This window comes from Bradyrhizobium sp. CCBAU 53415 (assembly GCF_028128735.1).
Lineage (GTDB): Bacteria > Pseudomonadota > Alphaproteobacteria > Rhizobiales > Xanthobacteraceae > Bradyrhizobium.
The window spans coordinates 393,930-418,891 of sequence record NZ_LBJF01000024.1; the positions used below are offsets into that span (position 1 = coordinate 393,930).

24 protein-coding genes are annotated in these 24,962 nt (G+C 65.0%); 12 read left to right on the forward strand and 12 right to left on the reverse strand.

Annotated features, from left to right (window positions below; translation table 11 throughout):
- Positions 1 to 15 precede the first annotated feature (15 nt).
- Positions 16 to 798, forward strand: coding sequence for an SDR family oxidoreductase (locus tag XH87_RS20115; protein ID WP_035711167.1), 783 nt, complete (start codon positions 16 to 18; stop codon positions 796 to 798).
- A 171-nt stretch (positions 799 to 969) separates the two neighbouring features.
- On the opposite strand, the gene XH87_RS20120 is transcribed toward XH87_RS20115, so the two are convergent.
- Positions 970 to 1,446, reverse strand: coding sequence for a DUF3775 domain-containing protein (locus tag XH87_RS20120; protein ID WP_035711164.1), 477 nt, complete (start codon positions 1,444 to 1,446; stop codon positions 970 to 972).
- A 109-nt stretch (positions 1,447 to 1,555) separates the two neighbouring features.
- Here XH87_RS20120 and XH87_RS20125 point away from each other — a divergent pair, with 109 nt between their 5' ends.
- The 7 genes from XH87_RS20125 to XH87_RS20155 all read left to right on the forward strand — a co-directional run bounded on the left by XH87_RS20125 (position 1,556) and on the right by XH87_RS20155 (position 9,089).
- Positions 1,556 to 2,404, forward strand: a complete 849-nt coding sequence (locus XH87_RS20125) for an MBL fold metallo-hydrolase (RefSeq protein WP_271588590.1) — start codon at positions 1,556 to 1,558, stop codon at positions 2,402 to 2,404.
- An 85-nt stretch (positions 2,405 to 2,489) separates the two neighbouring features.
- Positions 2,490 to 3,332, forward strand: a complete 843-nt coding sequence (locus tag XH87_RS20130; protein ID WP_271588591.1) for a fumarylacetoacetate hydrolase family protein — start codon at positions 2,490 to 2,492, stop codon at positions 3,330 to 3,332.
- Between the two features lie 137 nt (positions 3,333 to 3,469).
- Positions 3,470 to 4,081 carry a glutathione S-transferase family protein gene (locus tag XH87_RS20135; protein ID WP_158671593.1) on the forward strand — a complete coding sequence of 204 codons (612 nt, stop codon included), beginning with the start codon at positions 3,470 to 3,472 and terminating at the stop codon, positions 4,079 to 4,081.
- 16 nt (positions 4,082 to 4,097) lie between these two features.
- Positions 4,098 to 4,967 (forward strand): MBL fold metallo-hydrolase, encoded by an 870-nt coding sequence (locus XH87_RS20140; protein WP_271588592.1) that lies wholly within the window; start codon positions 4,098 to 4,100, stop codon positions 4,965 to 4,967.
- A 235-nt stretch (positions 4,968 to 5,202) separates the two neighbouring features.
- Complete coding sequence (locus XH87_RS20145) at positions 5,203 to 6,351, forward strand: alpha/beta hydrolase (protein ID WP_271588593.1); 1,149 nt, start codon at positions 5,203 to 5,205, stop codon at positions 6,349 to 6,351.
- 65 nt (positions 6,352 to 6,416) lie between these two features.
- On the forward strand, positions 6,417 to 7,388 hold the full coding sequence (mbfA, locus tag XH87_RS20150) for an iron exporter MbfA (RefSeq protein ID WP_158671181.1): 972 nt from the start codon (positions 6,417 to 6,419) through the stop codon (positions 7,386 to 7,388).
- Positions 7,389 to 7,616: 228 nt separating this feature from the next.
- On the forward strand, positions 7,617 to 9,089 hold the full coding sequence (locus XH87_RS20155) for an amidase (protein ID WP_271588594.1): 1,473 nt from the start codon (positions 7,617 to 7,619) through the stop codon (positions 9,087 to 9,089).
- A 119-nt stretch (positions 9,090 to 9,208) separates the two neighbouring features.
- On the opposite strand, the gene XH87_RS20160 is transcribed toward XH87_RS20155, so the two are convergent.
- Both XH87_RS20160 and XH87_RS20165 read right to left on the reverse strand, forming a co-directional pair.
- Entirely contained in the window at positions 9,209 to 10,297 is a 1,089-nt protein-coding gene (locus tag XH87_RS20160) for a Zn-dependent alcohol dehydrogenase (RefSeq protein ID WP_271588595.1), read from the reverse strand.
- 43 nt (positions 10,298 to 10,340) lie between these two features.
- The gene (locus XH87_RS20165) at positions 10,341 to 12,125 is read right to left on the reverse strand and encodes an acyl-CoA dehydrogenase family protein (protein ID WP_271588596.1); all 1,785 of its coding nucleotides are present in this window, start codon (positions 12,123 to 12,125) and stop codon (positions 10,341 to 10,343) included.
- Positions 12,126 to 12,356: 231 nt separating this feature from the next.
- On the opposite strand from XH87_RS20165, the gene XH87_RS20170 reads away from it, so the two are divergent.
- Both XH87_RS20170 and XH87_RS20175 read left to right on the forward strand, forming a co-directional pair.
- The gene (locus XH87_RS20170; RefSeq protein ID WP_271588597.1) at positions 12,357 to 13,058 is read left to right on the forward strand and encodes an SDR family oxidoreductase; all 702 of its coding nucleotides are present in this window, start codon (positions 12,357 to 12,359) and stop codon (positions 13,056 to 13,058) included.
- 117 nt (positions 13,059 to 13,175) lie between these two features.
- Positions 13,176 to 14,006: an enoyl-CoA hydratase gene (locus XH87_RS20175; protein ID WP_271588598.1), complete on the forward strand. Its 831-nt coding sequence runs from the start codon at positions 13,176 to 13,178 to the stop codon at positions 14,004 to 14,006.
- A gap of 186 nt (positions 14,007 to 14,192) precedes the next feature.
- Here XH87_RS20175 and XH87_RS20180 read toward each other — a convergent pair whose 3' ends face one another.
- Entirely contained in the window at positions 14,193 to 14,816 is a 624-nt protein-coding gene (locus XH87_RS20180) for a GNAT family N-acetyltransferase (protein WP_271588599.1), read from the reverse strand.
- A gap of 68 nt (positions 14,817 to 14,884) precedes the next feature.
- Entirely contained in the window at positions 14,885 to 15,088 is a 204-nt protein-coding gene (locus XH87_RS20185) for a DUF1127 domain-containing protein (protein ID WP_271588600.1), read from the reverse strand.
- Positions 15,089 to 15,198: 110 nt separating this feature from the next.
- On the opposite strand from XH87_RS20185, the gene XH87_RS20190 reads away from it, so the two are divergent.
- The gene (locus tag XH87_RS20190) at positions 15,199 to 16,098 is read left to right on the forward strand and encodes a transcriptional regulator GcvA (RefSeq protein WP_158671188.1); all 900 of its coding nucleotides are present in this window, start codon (positions 15,199 to 15,201) and stop codon (positions 16,096 to 16,098) included.
- A gap of 147 nt (positions 16,099 to 16,245) precedes the next feature.
- On the opposite strand, the gene XH87_RS20195 is transcribed toward XH87_RS20190, so the two are convergent.
- From XH87_RS20195 to XH87_RS20205, 3 genes are all read right to left on the reverse strand, one after another.
- Positions 16,246 to 16,659 carry a Rieske (2Fe-2S) protein gene (locus XH87_RS20195; protein ID WP_271588601.1) on the reverse strand — a complete coding sequence of 138 codons (414 nt, stop codon included), beginning with the start codon at positions 16,657 to 16,659 and terminating at the stop codon, positions 16,246 to 16,248.
- A gap of 79 nt (positions 16,660 to 16,738) precedes the next feature.
- Positions 16,739 to 17,851, reverse strand: coding sequence for an amidohydrolase family protein (locus XH87_RS20200; RefSeq protein ID WP_271588602.1), 1,113 nt, complete (start codon positions 17,849 to 17,851; stop codon positions 16,739 to 16,741).
- A gap of 25 nt (positions 17,852 to 17,876) precedes the next feature.
- Positions 17,877 to 18,935 (reverse strand): amidohydrolase family protein, encoded by a 1,059-nt coding sequence (locus XH87_RS20205; RefSeq protein WP_271588603.1) that lies wholly within the window; start codon positions 18,933 to 18,935, stop codon positions 17,877 to 17,879.
- Between the two features lie 143 nt (positions 18,936 to 19,078).
- Here XH87_RS20205 and XH87_RS20210 point away from each other — a divergent pair, with 143 nt between their 5' ends.
- Complete coding sequence (locus XH87_RS20210) at positions 19,079 to 19,561, forward strand: CinA family protein (RefSeq protein WP_271588604.1); 483 nt, start codon at positions 19,079 to 19,081, stop codon at positions 19,559 to 19,561.
- A gap of 118 nt (positions 19,562 to 19,679) precedes the next feature.
- Here XH87_RS20210 and XH87_RS20215 read toward each other — a convergent pair whose 3' ends face one another.
- From XH87_RS20215 to XH87_RS20230, 4 genes are all read right to left on the reverse strand, one after another.
- The gene (locus XH87_RS20215) at positions 19,680 to 19,955 is read right to left on the reverse strand and encodes a DUF1488 family protein (RefSeq protein ID WP_271588605.1); all 276 of its coding nucleotides are present in this window, start codon (positions 19,953 to 19,955) and stop codon (positions 19,680 to 19,682) included.
- A gap of 79 nt (positions 19,956 to 20,034) precedes the next feature.
- Positions 20,035 to 21,504 carry an AMP nucleosidase gene (locus XH87_RS20220; RefSeq protein WP_158671192.1) on the reverse strand — a complete coding sequence of 490 codons (1,470 nt, stop codon included), beginning with the start codon at positions 21,502 to 21,504 and terminating at the stop codon, positions 20,035 to 20,037.
- 83 nt (positions 21,505 to 21,587) lie between these two features.
- Positions 21,588 to 22,922: an HlyD family type I secretion periplasmic adaptor subunit gene (locus XH87_RS20225; RefSeq protein ID WP_271588606.1), complete on the reverse strand. Its 1,335-nt coding sequence runs from the start codon at positions 22,920 to 22,922 to the stop codon at positions 21,588 to 21,590.
- A complete protein-coding gene (locus tag XH87_RS20230; protein ID WP_271588607.1) occupies positions 22,919 to 24,667 on the reverse strand; it encodes a type I secretion system permease/ATPase in 1,749 nt (582 codons plus the stop codon). Before XH87_RS20230 ends, XH87_RS20225 begins: the two co-directional genes overlap by 4 nt.
- Positions 24,668 to 24,962 lie beyond the last annotated feature (295 nt).

Below are 24,962 nucleotides of genomic sequence, written 5' to 3' on the forward strand. Positions count from 1 at the left end.
TACGGGAGTGAAACAGTGGATCTTGGGATCAAAGGTCGCCGCGCCATCGTCTGCGCATCCAGCAAAGGCCTCGGGCGCGCCTGCGCCATCTCGCTGGCGGAGGCCGGCGTTCATGTCACGCTAACCGCGCGCGGCGCCGAGGCCCTGAAGAAAACCGCCGACGAGATTCGCAAGGCCTGTCCCGATGTGACGGTCACCGAGATCGTCGGCGACATCACGACATCGGCGGGACGCGAGGCGGTGCTGAAGGCCTGCCCCGAGCCTGATATCCTGATCAACAATGCCGGCGGCCCGCCGCCCGGCGATTTTCGCAATTGGACCCGCGACGACTGGATCAAGGCGATCGACGCCAACATGCTGACCCCGATCGAGCTGATCAAGGCGACGGTGGACGGCATGATGGCGCGCAAGTTCGGCCGCATCGTCAACATCACCTCGGCCGCGGTGAAGGCGCCGATCGACATCCTCGGCCTCTCCAACGGCGCGCGCGCCGGCCTCACCGGCTTCATCGCCGGCCTCTCGCGCAAGACGGTGATCAACAACGTCACCATCAACGGCCTGCTGCCGGGCCCGTTCGAGACCGATCGGCTCACCGGCACCGCCAAGGCCGAGGCCGACAAGCGCGGCGTCACGCCTGAGCAGATCCTGGCCGAGCGCGCCAAGCTGAACCCCGCCGGCCGATTCGGCCAGCCCGACGAGTTCGGCTATGCCTGCGCCTTCCTGTGCGGCGCCAAAGCCGGCTTCATCACCGGACAGAACATTCTGCTGGATGGCGGTGCGTTCCCGGGGACGCTGTAAACGCATCATCGCATCCGCAACAGCGCATTCCACGAAAGATCGTCATGCCCGGGCTTGTCCCGGGCATCCACGTTCTTTGTTCGGCAAGGTAAGACGTGGATGGCCGGGCATAGCCGTCCTTCGGACGGCTATGCCCGGCCATGACGATGTGGAGGCGTCAGAGCCCGATCATCACCGCTGCTTCGTCGGCTCGTCCTCGTCCCGCTCGCTGGGATCGGAGGAATCGGCGGTGAGACGCTCGCCGGTCCAGTCGATGCCGAATTCCTCGAGCCCGTTGGCGAGCAGGTCGCCCAGCATCGGCTCGCCGAGCAGATAGTGCACCGTTTCGCGGCGCGGGCTGCGATACTCACCGCGCGCCTCGACGGCGCGGGCGCGCAGATCGTCCCAGTCATCGATCGTGCCGTCGCCGCGACCCAGCCAGGTCAGCGCGACGAGATCGACCTGCTCGTCCTCGTTCAAGGCGATCATGAAGCTTCCGAGCTCGTTGACGACAGGGTCGGAGCCATCGTCCTCGAGGACATCGATCGCATCGTCATCGCTGGGGTTCGAGCCGGAATCCGGATCGGAATCCCCCTCCTTGACGTCGAATTCACGCGCCTTCTCGATGATGAAGGCGACCTTCTCGGCGGAAATCGTTAGCTCCGGCATGGTTCTCTCCAGGTTCCCGCGATAACGCCGCATCGCGTCAGATGATCCATTGCGCTTGACGGCGGAAAACCGCATGTTTCGACACCAAAAAGAAGATGGGAAGGTGCCGATGCAGTGGCAGGTGGGCAAGGTCAAAATCACCAAGGTGGTGGAATTGGAGACGGTCGGCTCGACCCGTTTCATCCTGCCGCTCGCGAACAATGAGGAAATCCGCAAGCTGCCCTGGCTGATCCCGCATTTTGCCACCGAAGAAGGCCGGCTGAAGATGTCGATCCATTCGCTGGTGGTGGAGACGCCCGGCAGGCGCATCGTGGTCGACACCGGCCTCGGCAACGACAAGCAGGGCCGCAACGTCCCGACCTGGAACAACCGCAGCACGCCATTCCTGGACACCATGACGGCGGCCGGCTTTCCGCCCGACAGCATCGACACCGTGCTGTGCACGCATCTCCATGTCGATCACGTCGGCTGGAATACGAAACTGTCCGGCGGCAAATGGGTGCCGACCTTTCCGAAGGCGCGCTACGTTTTCGGCAGGACCGAATATGAATACTGGCGCGACCATTCGACGGAACCTGACAAGCAAGCCGTGTTTGGCGATTCCGTGCAACCGATCGTCGATGCCGACAGGGCCGATCTGATCCCGAGCGACCACCGGCTCTGCGAGGAGATCAGCATGATCCCGACCCCGGGTCACAGTCCCGGCCATATGAGCATCCTCATCCGGTCTGACGGCGAACAGGCCTTGCTCACCGGTGACGTCGCTCATCATCCCTGCCAGATGGCGCATCTCGGCTGGTCCTCGACCGCCGATTCCGACCAGACGCAATCGGCCGCGACGCGGGCGGCGCTGTTCGGCCGCTTTGCCGACACGCCGACGCTGGTGATCGGCGGGCACTTTTCGGCCGGGCAAATCAGGCGGGAGGGCGACGCGTTCAGGTTTGCAGCGCTGGGGTGATCCCTGTTTTGGGCGGTTGAATTTCCTGCCGCCCTGTTCCATGAAGCTGTTAACCGACCGGTCCAATCTCCAGGGAGAAACGAGAATGAAGCTTGTTCGTTACGGCGAGAAGGGTGCGGAAAAGCCCGGCCTGATCGACAAATCCGGCCAATTGCGCGACCTGTCGGCGCACGTGAAGGATCTCACCGGCGAGGCCTATTCGCCCGAGTCCCTGAAGAAGCTGGCGGGCCTCGATCCCGCCTCGCTGCCCGCCGTTTCCGGCAAGCCGCGGTTCGGCGCGCCCGTCACCGGCATCTCGAAATTCGTGGCGATCGGCCTCAACTACAGCGACCATGCCAAGGAGACGGGCGCCGAGATCCCGAGCGAGCCGATCATCTTCATGAAGGCCAACACCTCGCTGTCCGGTCCGAACGATCCAGTCGAGAAGCCGCGCGGCTCGACCAAGCTCGACTGGGAGGTCGAAATCGCCGCCATCATCGGCACCCGCGCGAAATACGTCTCGGAAGCCGACGCGCTGAACCATGTCGCCGGTTATTGCGTCTGCAACGACGTCTCCGAGCGCGCATTCCAGATCGAGCGCCTCGGCCAGTGGACCAAGGGCAAGTCGCATGACACGTTCGGCCCGCTCGGTCCGTGGCTCGCGACCAAGGACGAGATCAAGGACGTGCAGAACCTGTCGATGTGGCTCGACGTCAACGGCCAGCGCCGCCAGGCCGGCTCGACCAGGACCATGATCTTCTCCATGGCCAAGTGCATCTCCTATGTCTCGCAGTTCATGACGCTGCTGCCCGGCGACGTCATCACGACAGGCACCCCGCCCGGCGTCGGCCTCGGCATGAAGCCGCCGACCTTCCTCAATGTCGGCGACGTCGTCACGCTCGGCATCGAAGGCCTCGGCGAGCAGCGCCAGGAGATCGTAGCGGCGTAAGCCGTGCCCTCCCGTCGTCATTGCGAGGAGCGAAGCGACGAAGCAATCCAGACTATTTCCGCAGAGACAGACTGGATTGCTTCGCTTCGCTCGCAATGACGAAAACAACCGCCGAAATACTGCCTAGGACATTTCCCATGAAGCTCACCTTCTCCCCCGCCTCGCCCTTTGCCCGCAAGGTGCGCATCGCCGCGATCGAGCTCGGGCTGATCGACAAGATCGAGTTCGTGCCAGCGGCCGTGACGCCGGGCACGGCCAACGAGGACTATTCGAAGATCACGCCGCTGAAGAAGCTGCCGGTGCTGATCACCAATGACGGCGACGTGATCCTGGATTCCTACGTCATCGTCGAATATCTCAACGAGATGGCCGGCGGCAGCCTGATCCCGGACTACGGCCCGCGGCGCTGGAAGGCCAAGACCAATCACTCCCTGATCAACGGCATGCTCGATTCCATGCTGCTGTGCCGCTACGAGAAGATGGTGCGGCCGCAGGGCCTGCAATGGCAGGCCTGGTCGGACGACCATTGGAACAGGGCCTGGGCCGGCATGGCGCGCTTCGAGAACATGCCCGACGTCCTGAACGGCCCGTTCGACATCTCGCAGATCGGCCTCGCTTGCGTGCTCGGCTATGCCGACTTCCGCTTCGCCGATTGCGGCTGGCGCAAGGCCTATCCCAAGCTCGACGCCTTCCACCAGCGGATGCTGGAGCGGCCCTCGGTCAAGATCTCGGTGCCGCCGGCCGCGTAAAGCGCAAGGAGTGTCCATGAGCCTGAAGTTCTCGGTTGGCGATCTCACCATCCACCGCGTCATCGAGCAGGAGACCTCGTTCGTCCCGGCGCTGGAGATGCTGCCGGGACTGACATCTGAGGTGCTGGCGGAGAACCGGGCGTGGATGCGCGAAGCAAAGGCGCTGGACGAGCAGGACGTGCTGCTGCTGTGCTTCCAGTCCTACGTGGTGAGGACGCCGCACCACACGATCCTGATCGACAGCTGCATCGGCAACGACAAGCCGCGGCCGCTGCGGCCGAAATGGAATATGAAGACCGACGACACCTATCTGCGCACGCTCAACGCCGCCGGATTCTCCGTCGAAGACATCGACTTCGTGATGTGCACGCATCTGCATGTCGATCATGTCGGCTGGAACACGCGGATCGAGAACGGCCGCTGGGTGCCGACCTTCCCCAAGGCGCGTTATGTCTTCGCCAGGCAGGAGTACGATTACTGGTCGAAGCAGAACGCGAAGTCGGAGGTGCCGCCGTTTGCGGACAGTGTGCTGCCCGTGGTCGAGGCGGGACGCCACGAGCTCGTCGGCAACGATCATCAGATCGGCGATCACGTCCGCATCCTGCCGACGCCGGGCCATACGCCAGGCCACGTCGCGTTCACGATGGGCCGCGGCAAGGACGATGCGGTGTTCTCCGGCGACCTCATGCACTCGCCATTGCAGACGCTCTATCCGGAGCTGTCGATCAAGTTCGACGTCGACCCGGCCAAGGCAGCCACGACGCGCCGCAGTTTCCTGGAGCGCTATTGCGACACCGACACGCTGTGCTGCACCGCGCATTTCCCCTCGCCGTCGGCCGGAAAGATCAGGCGCAAGGGCGGCGGATTCGTTTGCACGACGGTGTGATGCAGCGCGGCTCGGGCCGCGAACTCCTATCCTCCCCTGGAGGGTCCGGGACGAGCGTAGCCCGCCCGTGGATCGGTTCGCATGCAGCGAAGCGGAATGCGAACCGAGGTGGGGTGACGGTCTCTCCGCAACGAGCACTGTTCGTGTCGAGAGATCACCCCACCCCGCTCGCGCTTCGCGCGATCGACCCTCCCCCTCCAGGGGAGGGTAAGAAGCGCCCACTACGGAGGAATTGATGACCGCACTCCCCGACATTCCCCTCCCCGCCGGCATCCGCTCGCGCTATGTCGACGGCATCAACGGCTTGCGCATGCATGTGCTCGAGGCCGGCTTCGAGACCAAGGGCCGGCCATGCATCCTGCTGCTGCACGGCTTTCCGGAGCTCGCCTTCTCCTGGCGCAAGGTAATGCCGCCGCTGGCGGATGCAGGTTACCACGTGATCGCGCCGGACCAGCGCGGCTATGGCCGCACGACGGGATGGAGCGCGGAGTACGACGGCGATCTCGCACCCTTCTCGCTCTTCAATCTCGTGCGTGATGCGCTCGCCCTGGTGTCGGCGTTCGGCTACAGGCAGGTCGATGTGGTCGGGCATGATTTCGGCAGCCCGGTCGCGGCCTGGTGTGCCTTGATCCGGCCTGACGTGTTTTGTTCAGCGACGATGATGAGCGCGCCGTTCGGCGGACCGCCGCCACTACCTTTCGACACGGTCGACATGCCGGCAAAGCCTGCGGCCGAAGACCCTGTTCATCGCGAGCTTGCCGCGCTGCCGCGGCCGCGAAAACACTATCAATGGTACTACGCGACGCGCGAGGCGAACGCCGAGATGCACCGCGCGCCGCAGGGCGTGCACGATTTCCTGCGCGCCTATTATCATCACAAGAGCGCGGACTGGGCCGACAACAAGCCCTATCCGCTGACATCGTGGTCGGCGAACGAGTTGGCGAAGCTGCCGACCTACTACGTGATGGACCTGAACGAGACCATGGCCGAGACGGTCGCGAAGGAGATGCCGTCGCCGGCCGCAATCGCCGCCAATCAATGGCTGCCGGAGCGCGAGCTCGCTTACTACAGCGCCGAATATGGCCGCACCGGATTCCAGGGCGGCCTGCAATGGTATCGCTGCGGCACCTCGGGCGCTTTCAACAATGAGCTGCAATTGTTTGCCGGCCGCAGCATCGACGTGCCCTCCTGCTTCATCTCGGGGAAGCAGGATTGGGGCACGTATCAACGTCCGGGCGTGTTCGAGACGATGCAGGCGCGCGCATGCACGAAGATGCTCGATTGCCATCTCGTCGACGGCGCCGGCCATTGGGTCCAGCAGGAGCAGCCGGCCGAAGTCACCCGATTGCTGCTGAACTTCCTCTCCAGGACCCGCACCGCCTGATTTGACCGGGGAACCATCGCACCCTATATAGTTTAGAATAATTCTAAACTTTCGACAGGGCTGCCGTGAAGAATTTTGCCGATCTGACCGAGCGCGAGGTGCTGGCGGTTGCGATCTCCTCCGAGGAGGAGGACAGCCGCATCTACATGACCTTCGCCGAGGATCTGAAGGAACGCTATCCCGACTCCGCGAAGCTGTTCGAGCAGATGGCCGAAGAGGAGCGCGGCCATCGTCACATGCTGCTGGAAACGTACGAGCAGCGTTTCGGCCAGCATCTGCCGCCGATCCGCCGCGAGGACGTCAAGGGCTTCCTGCGCCGCCGCCCGATCTGGCTGACCAAGAATTTGCCGCTCGACACCATCCGCCGGGAAGTCGAGACCATGGAGCTCGAGGCCGAGCGCTTCTACGCCAAGGCCGCCGAGCAGGCCGAGGACGTCAACGTGCGCCGGCTGCTCGGCGACCTTGCCGAGGCCGAGAAGGGCCACGAGCACACCGCCGCGAAACTTACCGACGAGATCCTCAAGCCGGACGTGCGTGCCGAGGAAGACCGCACGCGGCGGCGCATGTTCGTGCTGCAATATGTGCAGCCTGGCCTCGCAGGCCTGATGGACGGATCGGTCTCGACGCTGGCGCCGCTGTTTGCGGCCGCCTTTGCCACGCACCAGAATTGGCAGACGTTTCTGGTGGGCCTCGCCGCCTCGATCGGCGCCGGCATCAGCATGGGTTTTGCCGAAGCGCTGTCCGACGACGGCTCACTCACGGGGCGCGGCTCGCCCTGGCTGCGCGGCATTACCTGCGGCGCGATGACGACGCTCGGCGGGCTTGGTCACACCGCGCCCTATCTCGTTCCCGACAGTTGGGCCAACGCGTTCTGGATCGCGACGGGAATCGCCTGCGTCGTCGTGTTCTTCGAATTATGGGCGATCGCCTTCATCCGCTCGCGCTACATGGACACGCCGTTCCTCCAGGCCGTGTTCCAGATCGTGCTCGGCGGCGCCATCGTGCTGGCGGTGGGGATCGTGATCGGGGCGGCGTAGCGACTTTCACCCCGGTGTCATTCCCCGCGAAGGCGGGGACTCCAGTATTCCAGAGTCCCCTGTGATTCGACCGGGAAGCCGCGGCGTACTGGATCGCCCGCCCCAGTGCGCAAGTGCGCACAAGGCGGGCGATAACAGTTTGAGGCATGGCAATCGCGATCAAACAGCCATTGCAGCGTTCCGCCAAACTGCGCATCATCCTCCAACAACCAGAGCGGGAGAATCGGTGTGGCGAAATCGGAATGGAGCTTCAAGAGCGCGGTCGAGCTGTCGGCCGCATTGAGCGCGAAGAAGGTCTCCGTGGTCGAGCTCACGCAGGATGCGATCGCCCGTATCGAGCGTCACGACGGCAAGATCAACGCGATCTGTGTCCGGGATTTTGACCGGGCCCTGATTGCCGCGCGCGAGGCGGACGCCGCATTGGCCCGCGGCGAGCGCAAGCCGCTGCTCGGCCTGCCCTTGACGATCAAGGAATCCTTCAACATCGCCGGCCTGCCGACGACCTGGGGATTCCTGCCACAGAAGGATTTCAAGCCTGCGGAAGACGCGCTGGCGGTGGCCCGCATCAAGCACGCCGGCGGCGTGATACTCGGCAAGACCAACGTGCCGGTAGGCCTCGGCGACTGGCAGAGCTACAACGACATCTACGGCACCACCAACAACCCCTATGATCTCGGCCGTACACCGGGCGGTTCGTCCGGCGGATCGTCGGCAGCGCTCGCCGCAGGCTGTTGCGCGCTCGCCACCGGCTCCGACATCGGCGGCTCCCTGCGCGTGCCGGCCTTTCATTGCGGCGTCTTCGCGCACAAGCCGACTCTCAATCTCTGCCCGGCGCGCGGCGAGACCCCGCCGCCGTTTCCGGCCATCCCGCGCGAGGGCGACCTCGCCGTCATCGGGCCGATGGCGCGCACGGCAGCAGATCTCTCCCTGCTGCTCGACGTCATGGCCGGACCGGATCCACTGGACGCCGGCGTCGCCTACAAGCTCGACTTGCCTGTCGCGCGGCACCAATCGTTGCGGGATTTCCGTGTCCTGGTGATCGACAGCCACCCGCTGCTGCCGACCGACCGGGACGTCCGCGGCGCGATCGACAAGCTCGCAACGGATCTGTCGAAGGCCGGCGTCACCATCGCGCGTGAGAGCACGCTGCTGCCGGATTTCGCGGAGACATCGCAGCTTTACATGCGCATGCTGCTGGGCTTTCTCGGCGCGTTCCTGCCTCCCGACGAGCTCGCGGATTCGCAGGCACGGGCGAGCCAGCTTTCGCCGGACGATCGCAGCCTCGGCGCGGAGCGACTGCGCGGCATCACCGCAAGCCACCGCGCCTGGGTGCTCGACGCAGGCAGCCGCGCCGGCCTGCGGGCACAATGGCGCGCGCTGTTCAAGAGCTTCGACGCGGTGATCTGCCCGATCATGCCGACGCCTGCCTTTCCGCATGACCATTCGCCGGAGCAGCGGCTGCGAACGATCGGCATCGACGGCAGGAACTACCCCTATTCCGATCAGCTCGCCTGGCCGGGCATTGCCACCCTTCCGGGCCTGCCGGCAACGGCCGTTCCACTCGGCCTGTCGAAAGACGGCCTGCCGGTCGGCGTCCAGATCGTCGGCCCGTGGCTGGAGGATCGCACGCCGCTGAAGCTAGCCGAGCTGATCGAGCGCGAGTTCGGCGGGTTCGTGCCGCCGAAGATGTTCGATGATTGATGCCTCCACGTCATTGCGAGCGAAGCGAAGCAATCCAGACTACCTCCGCGGAGAATCCTGGATTGCTTCGTCGCAAGGGGCTCCTCGCAATGACGGAGCGAAAAACGGCGATACTGAAATCAGCTATCGAACACGATCACGCTGCGCAGCGTCTTGCCGGCTTTCATGTTGGCAAAACCCTCGTTGATCTCGCTCAGCTTCAGCTTGGCCGAGATCCAGTCCTCCAGATGCAGCCGGCCGCGCAGGTAGAAATCCACCAGGCGCGGCATGTCGACGCGAAAATGGTTCGAGCCCATCGACGAGCCCTGGATCTTGCGCTCGCGCAGGAAGTCGAAGCCGTGCAGCTCGATCTTCTGGCCGAACGGAATCATGCCGACGATGGTCGCGGTGCCGCCCGAGGCGAGCATGCCGAACGCCTGCTCGGCGGTCTCCTTGCGGCCGAGCACCTCGAAGGAGTGGTGCACGCCGCCATTGGTGAGGTCGCGGACCTGCTTCACGACATCGCCGTCGGCTGGGTTGATGATGTCGGTCGCGCCGAGCTTGGTCGCGAGCTGGAGCTTGGCCGGATTGGTGTCGATGGCGATGATGCGGCCGGCGCCGGCGATCTGCGCGCCGTTGATCGCGGCCATGCCGACGCCGCCGCAGCCGATCACCGCCACGGTCTCGCCGGCCGTCACCTTCGCCGTGTTCACCACCGCGCCGTAGCCGGTGATGACGCCGCAGCCGATCAGGGCGGCGAGGTCGAGCGGCATCTCCTTCCTGATTTTGACGATGGCGTTCTCGTGCACCAGCATCTGCTCCGCAAAGGAGGAGAGGTTCAGGAACTGGTGCAGCTTTTCCGGCTTCGACCATTGCATGCGGTTTGAGACGCCCGGTATCATCTTCACCGTGGTGTCGGTGCAGAGCACAGTGCGGCCCGTGGTGCAGTTGTCGCAGGTGCCGCAGAACACGGACAGGCAAGTGACGACGTGGTCGCCCGGCTTGACGTAGGTGACGTCGGAGCCGACCTGTTCGACCACGCCGGCGGATTCGTGCCCGAGCACCGCGGGCAGCGGATGCGGATAGAGCCCTTCCATGAAATGCAGATCGGAGTGGCAGAGGCCGGCGACCGCGGTGCGGATCAGGACCTCGCGCGGGCCCGGCTTCGGCAGGCTGATGTCCTCGATGACGAGCGGCTGGTTGACTTCATAGAGCACGGCGGCCTTCATCGAGCACTCCCTGGCGCATTTTTGTTTGATCGCGGAGTACAGCCTACGCTGCCAGAAGCAGTTCGCCAACCTCGCGCATGCTGCCTGCGCGATCGCCGAGCAGCAGCGCGGCGACGTTCGCTTGCGCGGCATTTTCCGTCAGCCGGAACGGATCGCTCGGCAACACCCGATGATCGATGACGAGGCGCGACAGCAGCAAGCGGCGCGCATCGCCGCGCATTTCGTGGATGCGGTGTGCTTCCCAGGCGAACGCGACCGCGCTTGCGACATGATAGAGCAGGCTGGTGGCGCGGCGCGCATCCGCCTCGTTCTCGGACTTGCCCGCGACCTCGCGCGCGAAGCCGACGGCGCGATCGGCGAGGCCGCGCAGATGGTCGCGCCAGGCCTGCGGCACGGAAGCGCTGTCGTCGAGCCGCGCGTGCAGATCGGCCGATAGCGCGGATTCGGCACCGTGGCGGCCAACGGCGCGCCTGAGCGCATCGATCGCCACGATGTTGCCGGTGCCCTCCCAGACCGAGCCGAGATGGGCGTCGCGCAGCAGGCGGGCGGTGGCGAATTCCTCGATATAGCCGATGCCGCCGCGCATCTCGAGCGCATCGCCGCAGACCTTTCGCGCATCGCGCGTGGCGCGGAATTTCAGCGTCGGGGTCAGGATGCGCAACAGCGCTGCCGCATCCTGACTGCCCGCGTCGGCGCGATCGAGCGCATCGGCAGTGAGAAAGCTCATCGACAGCGCCTGCTCGACCGGCAGCATGATTTTCAGCATCTGCCGCCGACCGAGCGGCAGGTCGAGAATGCGGCTGCCGAACACGACGCGGTTCGTCGCGACCGTCATCGCGTCATGATAGGCGCGGCGCATCAGCGCGGCGGACTTGACGCCGTTGGAGAGTCGCGACGAGTTGACCATCTCGGCCATCTGCACGAAGCCGCGGTCAAGCTTGCCGATGGCGTAGGCGATCGCGCCTTCGAGCTTGATCTCGCCCGAGGCCATCGAACGCGTGCCGAGCTTGTCCTTGAGGCGCACGATCCGGTAGTGGTTTTGCGAGCCGTCGTCGAGAAAACGCGGCATCAGGAACAGGCCGACGCCGCGCGTGCCGGGGCCCGCGCCTTCAGGACGGGCCAGCAGCATCACGACCTTCGCGTCCGCGTTCGAGCAGAACCATTTTTCGCCGTAGAGACGCCAATGGTCGCCCTCCTGCACCGCGCGCGTGGTCAGCGTGCCGACGTCGGAGCCGCCTTCCTTCTCGGTCATGAACTGACCGCCCTGGGTCAGCTTGCTCATATCGGTCGAGGTCAGGCCGTCGAGATATTTCGCCTTCAGCGCCTCGCTGCCGAAATTCGCCAGCAGCTTGGCGCAGCCATCGGTGACGTTGATCGGGCAGCCCATGCCGAATTCGGTCTGGTTGAACAGGAAGGTGAAGGCGTGCTTGGCGACGACGGGATATTTGTCCGGCCAGCCCATGATGCCCTTGCGGATCGAGAGCGCGTGGATGCCGAACTCGCCGAACGCGGCATTCTCCAGCTCGCGATAGGCCGGGTGATATTCGATCCATTGCACGTCGCGCCCGAACTTGTCGCGCTGGTGCAGAACGGGCGTGTGCCGGTCGGCGAGCCGCGCGCACTCGTCGAGGGGGCCGCCGGCGAGCTCGCCGAGACGGTCGAGATGCGGCTCGATATGACGGAACAGCGTGTCCGGCAGATGGATGCGCAGGAGATCGGCCAGCGCCGGATCGGCGCGATAGAAATTCATGCCTGACGTATCGGGTGCCAGCAGGCCGGCGGGTGCGGCCGCGACATTTTGTGGCTGCGCTGTGACCGGCTTATGCATGACCGTCCTCTTCGTTTCCGTCCTGCGGACATTTTGCGCTGTTTTGGCGCTTGCCGCTTGGCATGATGTCGATCATGCTCCAGTCGCGGACAGCGATAAAGCCGCAAATTGTCAGGGCGGCATGATCGCCGCGAGGGAGCAATTCGCGCTGCGGAATTGTGACCGCGCCGGGTGGTAGTTCGCACAGCCCATGCATAGATCAACGGCTCCCTGTCTGCGAGAGACCACGCCATGGAACATCCAAAGTACAAGATCGCCCTCATCGTCGGTGCCGGCGAAGGCCTGAGCGCCTCGCTGGCGCGGCTGCTCTCCGCCCAGGGCATCCGCGTCGCGCTCGCCGCGCGCAAGATCGAGAAGCTCGGCGCGCTCTGCAGCGAGACCGGGGCCAAGGCCTATGCCTGCAACGCCACCGAGCCCGACGAAGTGGAACGGTTGTTCGGCCTCGTCGAGCGCGAGATCGGAACGCCCGACCTCGTCGTCTACAATGCCAGCGGCCGCACGCGCGGACCCTTCGTCGATCTCGTTCCGACCGACGTCGCCAATGCGATCGCGGTCAGCGCCTATGGCGGCTTTCTGGTGGCGCAGCAGGCGGCCAGGCGCATGCTGCCGAACAAGCACGGCGCGATCCTGTTCACCGGTGCCTCGGCCAGCGTCAAGGGCTATGCGCAATCCGCCTCCTTCGCGATGGGCAAGTTCGCGCTGCGCGGGCTCGCGCAGAGCCTGGCGCGCGAATTGTCGCCGCAAGGCATTCACGTCGCGCATTTCGTGATCGATGGCGGCATTCGTGGCGCCGCATACACGGAACCCGCGGACAAGCCGGACTCGATGCTCGATCCCGATGCGATCGCGGAGAGCTATTGGAACGTGCTGCAGCAGCCGCGCAGCGCCTGGAGCTGGGAGCTCGAGCTGCGGCCCTGGGTGGAGAAGTTCTGAGGCGATAACATCACAACAACAGTCATTGCGAGCGAAGCGAAGCAATCCAGAGATGTCTCCACGGATGCAGACTGGATCGCTTCGCTTCGCTCGCAATGACGAAGGGAGAGAGGCGACATGTCCACCGAAACCACCATCGACACCGGCACCAATGAGCTGCTCTGCGTCATCCGCGATCGCGTCGCCGTCATCACGCTGAACCGGCCCGAGGCGCGCAATTCGCTGTCGGACGCGCTGACGCCGGCGCTGCGCACGATGATCCGCGCCTGCGGCGAGGATCCCGGTGTTGGCGCGCTGCTGCTCACCGGCGCGGGTGAGGCGTTCTGCGCCGGCGGCAACGTCAAAGGCATGGGCGCGCATCGCGACCCGAAGAAGCTCGACATGTCCTTTGACGAGAAGGTCGCCGATCTCCAGGAGCGCCAGCGCCTGCTGACCGGCGCGCTGGTCTCGGTGCGCAAGCCGACGATCGCCGCCATGCCGGGCCCGGCGGTCGGCGCCGGGCTCGCGATCGCCATGGCCTGCGACATCCGCATCGCCGCGCAGTCCGCCTTCGTCGCGACCGGCTATGCCCGCATCGCGCTGTCAGGCGATTACGGCATCGCCTGGCTGCTCACCCGGCTCGTCGGCACCGCGCGGGCGCGCGAATTGATGTTCACCGGCGATCGGGTCAATGCCGCGCGAGCCGAAGCCATCGGCCTCGTCAACCGCGTCGTGCCCGACGACAAATTGCAGGCCGAGGCCTTCGCGCTGGCAAAGTCGCTCGCCGAAGGCCCGCGCCTTGCGCTGCGCTACATGAAGGACAATCTCGACGAGGCCGTGCTGTTCGATTTCGAGACCGCCAGGGATCACGAAGCCGAGCGCCTGGTCCGCCTGACCATGACTGCCGATCACAAGGAGGCGGTGCAGGCCTTCATCGAGAAGCGCAAGGCGGTGTTCACGGGGAAGTAGCGGTCATTCCGGGGCGATGCGAAGCATCGAGCCCGGAACCCATTGGGTCGCAAGACACGTCGTGAAATGGATTCTCCGATGCGCAATTGCGCATCATAGTTCGCGCTACGCGCGCCGGAATGACGATGGAGAGAGACCGGCAAAAAACGCCCGGCGCTGGATGACCAGGCCGGGCTTGCAGTGATGTCAGGCCGAGGCTGAGGGGCTGTCGGCCTGACGGGAAAGGGCGGCGAGGCGCCAGCTCGCACAAGGGATGTCTTTCGGTGCAACCGTGATCTCCCTGTCGAAGCGCACCAGCTTCCAGTCATCGGGATGGTTGACGAAGGCGAAGCCGGCTTTGCGCGCGAGCGAGACCATGGCCTCGTTGGAGCGCAATGTGTCGCCGAACATGTGCTCCGCGCCGAGTGCGGCGGCGCGGCATTCGAGGTTCTTCAGCAGCGCGGTGGCGATGCCGTGGCCATGCCAGCGGTCGTCGACCGACAGGCCGAACTCGAGAGTCGCGGTCTCGGCATGGAACGCGTAGCGCGCTTCGGCGACGATGGTCTCGAAGCCGTCGACCATCATGGTCGCGACGATCGTGAAGCGCTCGCGCTCGCCGACCTGAAGGAAGTCGTCGAGCAGGCCCTTCGGCAATTCGCTGATTGCACCGAAGAAGCGGTTGTAGCGAGAGCGGGTCGAGAGCGATCGGACATAGTGCTGAAGCTCGTCGGTGTCGCGCGGCTCGACGAAGCGAACGTTGAGCGCCGTGCCGTCACGGGTGCGCAGCGTATCCGAATATTGCTTCAGGTCTTCGAGGCGAAGGGTGCTCATGACACATGCCGTGCGGAAAAGGGACCGCCGGCGCCCCCACAGTCAGGCGGCGCCGGCCTGGCGGCCAATCAGGCCCGCCAGAAGGGTTTGTCGGCCTCATAGGCAATGTCGGACCAGGACAACCCGACATCATGGAGGTCGCGGGCGGTCCAGTTGGTCAGCTCACGCCTGGTCCGGTAGCGCTCGTGCCATACGTGAAGCGTCTCGCCGATCTGGTGGACCAGCCCGGGTGCATGATGATTTGTCATCGAATTGTCAGTCAAAGTAGACATTTTCAGCTCCTGGAGCTAAGTTGACCGCTAATATCTGCTTCCTGGTGCGCTGCGACAAACGACAATTTGTACCTTTTCGCATGAAATAACGTCATGTATCCTGCTGCCAGATGACTGCCAGATTGCCGTCCCTGAACGGATTGCGGGCGTTCGAGGCCGCCGCGCGCCATCTCAGCTTCACGCTGGCGGCCAGCGAGTTGAACGTGACCCAAACCGCGATCAGCCATCAGATCCGCAGGCTGGAGGAGGAGCTCGGCATCCGCCTGTTCATCCGGCAGAACCGCGCGCTGGCGCTGACGCCGGAGGCGCGCGACTACCTCCCGGGCGTCCGCGCCGCCTTCAACGATCTCCGGCTCGCCACCGATCGACTGCTGCGCAAAGAGGACGACAAGGTACTGACCGTGTCGACGCTGGCCTCGCTCGCGGCGAAATGGCTGCTGCCGCGGCTGACCGATTTCCAGGAGCAGCATCCCGGCATCGACGTGCGTATCACCACCTCGACCGGCCTCGTCGACTTCCAGCGCGACAACGTCGATGCCGCGATCCGTTATGGCCGCGGCCAGTGGCCGGGCGTGCGCGCCGACTGGTTGATGGCGGACGAGTTGTTTCCGGTGTGCAGCCCGTCACTGCTGCGCGGCGACAAGCCGCTGCGCAGGCCGGAGGATCTGCGCAACCATCCGCTGCTGCACACCTCGAACGCCAACAGCGACGACTGGCGGCTGTGGCTGACTGCGGCGGGCCTGCCGGCCGACATCGCGAGGCAACCCGGCATCACCTTCGACATGATCTTCATGACCATCCAGGCCGCGATCGATGGCATCGGCGTGGCGATGGGGCGAACCTCCTACGTCCAGGACGACATCGCCAAGGGGCGGCTCGTGGTCCCCTTCAAGATCGCGCTACCGGCCGATGCCGGGTTCTACCTGGTCGCGCCGGAGGGCCGCCGAGAGGCGCCAAAACTTGCCGCATTCCGGCAATGGATCGTCGCTGCAACGCAAAGCAAGGCCTGAAAAAAACAGCGGCTTCCCCCCCGCCTGGGTGTCATTCCGGGGCGCCTCGAAGAGGTGAGCCCGGAATCCATCTCTCTCGCGGCATTTCTGTCGCACGATGGATTCCGGGCTCGCGCTACGCGCGCCCGGAATGACGGCGCGGTTGGCCTACAACTCCACCACCACGTAGTCGCTCTCGATCCTGACCGGGATGGTCTCCGCGACATACGGCCCCTTCACCACGCTGGCGCCCGGCTCGACATGGGCCGGATAGGCCTTCACGCGGAAGCGACGGGGGTCGCAGTAGGATTGGCCGGTGCGGATGTCGAACTCCCAGCCGTGCCAGGGGCAGCGGATGATCTCCCCCAACTTGGTGTATTCGATCTCGCCGGGGTCCTTCGCCTGCGCAAGACCGATCAGCGGGCCCTCGCACAGCGCCGCGCCCTGATGCGGGCAGCGGTTCATCAGGCCGAAATACTCGCCCTTGATGTTGAAGATCGCGATCGGCCGCCCGTCGATCTCCAGGAATTTTCGCGTGCCCGGCGGCAACTCGTCGACCGGCGCGATCACGTGGCGTGCCATGCCTATGTCTTCCGCATGATCTCCGCGCAAACGCGTTCCGCGTTTGTCGCGGGGGAAAACCGCTTCACACTTTTCCGGATCATGCGGTGATCCCGTACAGCTTGCGGGCATTGCCGAGATAGAACGCCTCGCGATTGGCCTCGCTGACGCCCGCAGGCAAGACGCGCGAGGGCTCATCATAGTCCCAATGCGGATAATCGGTCGCGAACAACAGCCGGTCCCAGCCGATCCATTTGATGACGTCGAACAGGTCCTCGCGCCGCTCCGGATCCTCCATCGGCTGCGTCGTCCACCATACCTGCTCGCGGATATATTCCGACGGCGGCCGCTTCACATGCGGCACCTCGCTCCTGAGCCGCTGCCAGGCCTTGTCGAGCCGCCACGCCAGCGACGGCGCCCAGCCGAAGCCGGCCTCGATCATCACCATCTTCAGTTTCGGGAAGCGCTCGAACACGCCCTCCAGCACGAGGCTCGCCAGCGCCGATTGCTGGCACTGCGAATGCCCGACCATCTCCTCGATATAGTAGCTCGGCCAGCCCGACGGCGTGATCGGGTTGCCGCCAAAGCCGAAGGCGTGGACGCCGACGGGAAGGCCGGCCTCTTCCGCGGCCTGGTAGATCGGCCAATAGCGGCGTTGGCCGAGCGGCTCGACATTGCGGCTGAGCAGCAGCACCTGCACGAAGTTCCTGTCGCCGGCGCGCTCGCGAATCTCGGCCGCGGCGGACAGCCCGTCCTCGTTGCCGACGACGATGGACGCCTTCAGACGCTTGTCCCTGGAGGTCCATTTGTCGATCTGCCAGTCGTTGATCGCCGAGCATAACGCCGCCGAGAGCTCGTGATTGCGGATGCCCTGCCCGGTGTTGAGCGGATTGAGTACGCCCAGCTGCACATTGTTGGGATCGAGCAGCTGCTTCTGCATGAAGGAGAGCGAGGAGCCCTGCGGCCCGCCTTCCGGTGGCCAGGCATCGCGGCGCGATGCGTTGGGCTGGGCCTTTGGGTAAGGCGGACCCTCCATCATGCCCTGATAGGCATGCACGCCATAGACTTCGAGGTGATGCTGCCAGCGTTTGGCGAGATAAGGATAGAGCTCGGTGCGGGTGGCGCGTGCCGGGTGGATGTCACAGTCCGCGATGGCGGTTTTGACGGTCAGTGGGGAAGCGGCTTCTTGGCTCTCGCGGAACTGGATATTCATCGCCTTGCCTCCTTTGGCAGCGGGCTCACGTCAGGCGGGGATAGGTTGCATGCGGATTGTTGATCATGATCTTGCGCACGAGATCGGGGGAAAGACCTTCGGGCAGCGCATCCTGGCCTTCGAACTGCCAGTGCGGATAGTCGGTGGAGAATAGGACCAATTCGTCCGACTGCATATGGTCAAACAGGCGAATTAATGTCTCAGGCTCCGGCGGCGCATCAAATGGCTGTAACGAGAAGCGGATGTTGCTGCGCACAAGTTCCAGCGGCGCGCGATCGACCCAAGGCGTCTCCATCCGTACCCCGCGCCAGAACTTGTGCAGCCGCCAGAGATAGGGCGCGATCCAGGAGACGCCGGATTCCAGCATCACCATCTTCAGGCGCGGATATTTCGCGAACACGCCCTCGACGATCAGGCTGGTGAGCTGGGTCTGGAACGCCTGAGCCTGCCCGGCATAGTCCTCGATGTGGTAGGACCCCCACCCCACCGCAGTCGGCGGATTGTGATAGGCGGAACCGGCGTGGATGCCGATCGGCAGGTCCAGCCGTTCCGCGGCTTCATAGATCGGCCATAGCGCGCGCTTGCCGAGCGGCGTGTCTCCCATGACAAGCATCAGCACCTGCACGAAGCGCCGGTCCTCCGCACAGCGCTCGATCTCGGCGACGGCCTTCTCGACGCTTTGCGTGGGGATCACGATCGAGCCACGCAGTCGTGAATCGCGATCGAGCCATTCCCTGGCGAGCCAGTCGTTCAGCGCGCGGCAGAAGGCGGCCTGCATGTCCTCGGAAAACACCATCTGCACGCCATAGAGCGGATTGCAGATCGCGAACTTGAGCTGGAAGGGATCGAGCACATGGCGCTGCATGGCCTCGAGGCTCTCGCCGGGTTTTCCCTTTTCGGGACGCCAGTCCGGCCGCGCCGTGATCGGCGAGTTCTGCGGATAGGATTGCGAGACGAGGTCGACCATGCCACGCGTCGTGACCTGATCGCGCCAATAGTCGTTCAGGTACGGCAGCAGGCTGGTCAGATGCGGCACGGCCGGATGCACGTCGCAATCGATGCCGCCGGCGATCAGCGACGCCATGACATCTCCTTCACGTTTCCTCGTCAGTTCTTGTCTCGTGCCCGCATTCAAGCAGGCCTGCCCGCCGCCCGCAACTCGGCCTTTGCAGCCGGCATATGCTAGGAAGGCGCCGCTAGGTTGCAGCGAAATGAGGGGTCCAGGGAATGAAAGAGCTCGTCGGCATTGCGGAACAGGTCGCCGCCAAACTGATCGCGCGCAAACAGACCATCGCAGTCGCGGAATCCTCCTCCGGCGGCCTGATCGCTGCCAGCCTGCTCGCGGTGCCCGGCGCCTCGGCCTATTTCCTGGGCGGCGCCGTGGTTTATACCCGCGATGCCAGGCGCGTGCTGATGGATATTTCGGACGAAGGAATGAAGGGCTTTCGGTCGTCGTCCGAGCCGTATGCGCAATTGCTGGCCGAGCAGATGCGCAGCCGCTTCAGTTGCGATTGGGGCCTGTCCGAGACCGGTGCCGCCGGCCCCACCGGCAATCGCTACGGCGACGCAGCGGGCCATAGCTGCATGGCAGTCGCAGGACCCGCCGCGGAGGTGATGACGCTGGAGACGGGCAGCAACGACCGGTTCGACAACATGCAGGTGTTTGCGGCAACAGCGCTGAAGTTGCTGCTGAGGAAGCTGGAGGGGTGAGCGGCTGCCGCAACAGGGACACTTCCAATACGGTCCTCCTGAGGTGCTCCCCTTGCATCGCAAGGGGAGCCTCGAAGGATGACGGTGAGGGATGGGGTGCTCGTCGTGACGTTCGATCTCACCGCCCCAAATGCCGCATGAAAATCCGCACGACATAGCCGTGGAAGCGCGGCGCTTCGTCGTAGAGGTCCGACGCGATCCGCTCGATGGTTTCGCGCAGCGACAAAAATTGTGCCTGGCGCGCACTGCTCTCGGTGCCCTGCATGCCCGCGAGTTCGTCCATCGCGGCGTCGCTGATCTGGCACTGCACGATCTCGCCATCGTCCAGCATCGTGAAACGAAAGGCCAGACGTTCGAGATCATGGCCAATGATCTTGTCGCGCGTGAGCGGCATCGAGTCGTCCCGGTCGGGCCCCCCGCCAAACAATGCTGAAAATCGTACCGCTTGTCAGCGGCAAAGGAGGGCTTTCTCCCTACTGGAACGCGACTTCGGCGAAACTGCGGAGCTTTCGCGAATGCAGCCGTTCCGATTCCTGCTGCTTGAGCCGCTCGAGCGCCTTCAGGCCGATCTCGAGATGCTGGCCGACGCGACGGCGGTAGAATTCGCTGGCCATGCCGGCGAGCTTGATCTCGCCGTGCAGCGGCTTGTCGGAGACGCACAGCAGCGTGCCGTAGGGGACGCGGAAGCGGTAGCCGTTTGCGGCGATGGCAGCCGATTCCATGTCGAGCGCGACCGCGCGCGACTGCGACAGGCGGCGGATCACTTCGGGGCCTGAGATCTCCCAATTGCGGTTGTCGACGCTGGCGACGGTGCCGGTGCGCATCAGGCGCTTGAGCTCGAAACCTTCGAGCCCGGTGACGTCCTCGACCGCCTCCTCGAGCGCGACCTGCATCTCGGCCAGCGCGGGGATCGGCACCCACAGCGGCAATTCGCGGTCGAGCACGTGATCCTCGCGGACATAGCCGTGGGCGAGCACGTAATCGCCGAGCCGTTGCGTGTTGCGCAGGCCGGCGCAGTGACCGAGCATGAGCCAGGCGTGGGGCCGCAGCACGGCGACGTGGTCCGTGACGTTGCGCGCATTGGACGGACCGGTGCCGATGTTGATCAGCGTAATGCCGCGGTAGCCCGGCGTGACCAGGTGGAAGGCCGGCATCTGCGGTATGCGCGCGGGGGCGACGCCCGTGATCGCGCCGCCGCTGCGCGTGACGACGTTGCCGGGCGCAACGAAAGCGTCGAGGCCGGCCTCGCCGGATTGCAGCCGCTGCTGGCAGAGTTGCGCAAAGGCATCGACATAGAACTGGTAGTTGGTGAAGATCACGAAGTTCTGGAAATATTCGGGATCGGTGCCGGTGTAGTGATAGAGCCGGCGCAGCGAGTAGTCGACGCGGGCGGCGCGGAACAGGGACAGCGGCTCCGGCGCCCCCGGCTGGAGCTCGAAGGTGCCGTCGGCGATCGAATCGTCCATCGTGGCAAGATCGGGCACGTCGAACGCATCGCGCAGCGAGCGCGTGACGGCGGAGTTCTCGCTGGTGGTAATGGCGGCTTCGATGTTGATGTCGCGGCGATAGGCGAAGTGGATCGGGATCGGCTCGGCGGACTCGCCGATCTCGACGGGCACGCGGTGGTTCTGAATCAGCAATCCGATCTGCTCGGTGAGATAGCTGCGGAACAGATCCGGCCGCGTCACGCTGGTCTCGTGCACGCCGGGGCCGGCGACGAAGCCATAAGCGAGACGCGAATCCAGTCGCGCATGCGTCGCGGTGGTGAGACGGACGAAGGGATAATGGGCCCGGACCCGCGTCGTGATCGCTTCGCCGCCAACATAGGCCTCGAACCGGTCACGCAGGAATTTCGTGTTGCGCTCGTAGATTTCCTCGAGGCGGGCAACCGCGAGGCTCGCGTCGGCGAAGGATTCGGTGGCGATGGAGGGTGGGGATTGCATGGTTCGACCGCCGGGTTGCTGTTTGCGATCGCAGTATAGCAACTGACAGCAACGACGAGGAAAAAACGATGCGCTTTCGCGCGTCACTTCTCCCGGAACGCCCGCATCAGCTGGTCGCGCAGCGGCTTCATGAGATAGGACAGCATGGTGCGGTCGCCGGTCTGGACGAAGGCTTCCACGGGCATGCCGGGGATCAGCTTGACGTCGCCGAGCCGGGCGACCTCCTCGGCCGGCATCGAGACGCGGATGGTGTAGTAGCTTTGACCGGTGCGCTGGTCGGTGGTCACGTCGGGCGACACGCGGCTGACGAGGCCGTTGAGCTCCGGCGTGGTGCGCTGGTTGAACGCGGAGAGGCGCAGCAGCGTCTTCTGGCCGATCTGGAGCTTGTCGATATCGACCGGATTGACCTTGGCCTCGACCTGGAGATCGTCGGCCTGCGGCACGATCAGCATCAAGGTATCGCCGGCGGTGACGACGCCGCCGACGGTGTGCACGGTCGATTGCAGCACCATGCCGTCCTGCGGCGCGCGGATGTCGACGCGGCGGAGCTGGTCTTCGGCGGCAACCTTGCGCTCGATCAGCTCGCCGATCTTGTCGTTGGTCTCCCGCAGGTCCTTGGAGACTTCGCTGACCACATCCTTGTCGATCTGGATGATCTGGAGCTCGGTCTCGGTGATCTTGCCCTTGGCCTGGGCGCGCGAGGCGATGTACTGCGCGCGCTCGCCATTGAGACGCGCCGAGTCGCGTTCGAGCTGGGTCAGGCGCGAGATCTGCACCAGGCGCTTGTCGTAGAGCTCGCGCACGCCGGTGAGCTCGTTCTGCACCAGCGCGATCTCCTGGTCCTTGGCCTTCTCCTGGGCGCTGAGACCGGCGATCTCCTCGTTGAGCTGCGTGATGCGCTCGCGCAGCTGCGCCTTCTGTCCGGTGCGGCCGTTGACGCGGACATCGAACAGCTTGGCTTCGGCCGAGAGCAGCACCTTGACGTCGGGATCGCCGGCGCGATCGAGCAGGGCCTGCGGAAATTCAATTCTATCGAGACCGCGCTGCTCGGCCTGCAATCGCGCCGCACGCGCCTGCGCAGCGTCGAGATTCTTGGTGACGATCGCAAGGTTGGCCCTGGTGACGGTGTCGTCGAGCCGCACCACGATGTCGCCGGCCCTGACCAGGTCGCCGTCGCGGGCGCGCACCTCGCCGACCACGCCGCCGGTCGGATGCTGCACCTTCTTGACGTTGGACTCGACCACGATCTGCCCCGGCGCGATCAGCGCGCCCGAGATCAAGACAGTCGACGCCCAGCCGCCGAGGCCGACGACCAGGACCAGCACGATCGCGAGACCGAGGATCAGGTGAAACTTGATGGAATCACGTACAGTCTTCTTCGTGGCGGGCTTCGTGCCGCCGATGGCCATCGTGCTCATGACTTGGCCACTCCACCCTCGCTGACGATCTTGATCGGCGCCGGCGGCGCGGCCCGCGGCTGCAGCACCTGGGCGAGCACCTGCTCCTTGGGGCCGAAGGTCTGCATGCGGCCGTCGCGCAGCACCAGGATCTGGTCGACCGCCTCGACGCCGATCGGGCGGTGCGCCACCACGACGACGATGGCACCGCGCTCGCGCGATGAGCGAATGGCGCGGGTCAGCGCCTCGTCGCCCTCGGTATCGAGATTGGAGTTGGGCTCGTCGAGCACGATCAGGAAAGGGTTGCCGTAGAGCGCGCGCGCCAGCGCCACGCGCTGCGCCTGGCCGGCGGAGAGCGCTGCGCCCTGCTCGCCGACCTGCGTGTTGTAGCCCTCGCGCATCTTGATGATCATCTCGTGCACGCCGGCCTCCTTGGCCGCGGCGATGATCGCGTCGGAGGTCGCCTCGGGATCGAACCGGCTGATGTTCTGCGCGATGGTGCCCCCGAACAATTCGACGTCCTGCGGCAGATAGCCGATGTGGCGACCGAGCATGTCGGACGACCATTGATCGAGCGCCGCGCCGTCGAGCCGCACCTTGCCGCGCACGGGCTGCCAGACCCCGACCAGCGCACGGACCAATGACGACTTGCCGGAGCCGCTCGGGCCGATCACGCCGAGGCCGTTGCCGGCGGCGAGCGCGAAAGTCACGTCCTGCACGACGAGGCGCTGATCGCCAGGCGGCACCATGGCGACACCTTCGACCGAGAGCCGGCTGGTGGGCGGCTGCAACTGGGTCGGCATCGTCTGAGCCGGCATCTGCTCCAACAGCCGCGTGAGACGCTGCCAGCTCTGGCGTGCGGCGACGAAGGATTTCCAGTGCGCGATGGCGAGATCAACCGGCGCGAGCGCGCGGGCGGACAGGATCGAGCCGGCGATGATGATGCCGGCGGTCGCCTCCTGGTGGATGACGAGGTAGGCGCCGACCGCGAGCACGGCAGATTGCAGCATCATGCGCAGCACCTTTGCGACCGCGCCAAGACCGCCGGCGACGTCGCTCGCACGCTGGTTGCCGGCGAGATACTTTTCGTTAACCTCACTCCAGCGCTGGTTCATCCGTCCGGCCATGCCCATCGACACCATGACTTCGGCGTTGCGGCGGCTGGCCTGGGCGAGATCGTTGCGCTGGGCGGCAAGGCCCATCGCCTCCTTCGCCGGCTGGCGGGACATGAACTCGGTGACCAGCGTCAGCCCGACCAGGATGATGGCGCCGACCAGTGCGGTGACGCCGATCAGGACATGGAAGGCGAAGCAGATGGCGAGATAGAGCGGCAGCCAGGGCAGATCGAAGAACGCGCTCGGGCCCATGCCGCCGAGGAAGGAACGGACATTGTCGAGATCGCGCAGCGGCTGCAGGCCCTCGTTGCGGCTGCCGACCAGAAGCGGCAGGCGCACGATGGTGTCGAACACGCGCTTGTTGAGGGCCTCGTCGAGCGAGGTGCCGATCCGCCCCAGAATGCGGTTGCGAATCATGTCGAGCACGCCCTGCGCCATGTAGAGGAAGCTGGCGAGGATGATGAGGCCGACCAGGGTCGGGATGCTGCGGCTCGGCAGCACCCGGTCGTAGACCTCCAGCATGAAGATCGACCCGGTCAGATAGAGCAGGTTGATCATGCAGCTCATCAAGCCGACGCCGATGAATGCCGTGCGACAGGCGCGCAAGGCGTCACCGAGCTCTGAACGGCGGACGCCAGGGATGGCTGCCATCAGTCTGATCTCTTTCGGCTGGGGGGCAAAGCCCCTGATTTCACGGGCAATACAGGGTACTCGTCCCGGATTAACATCCTGTTCGCCCGGCGTCCAACGCAGTCGAACTCATCCAGAGCCCCGATGGCGCCACATCTACCCCTGATGGCCTCCCGCGCAAGTCCGGAATTTCACAGGCTTGCGGCTTTTTCTTGCAGGCTTTCAGCCTCTTCCGGGAAACGGAGAGGCTGAAGGTTCCGGCCGGCCGAATGCAGGGGCTAAAGCGCGATGAGATTTGGATGAATCGTCATCGCGC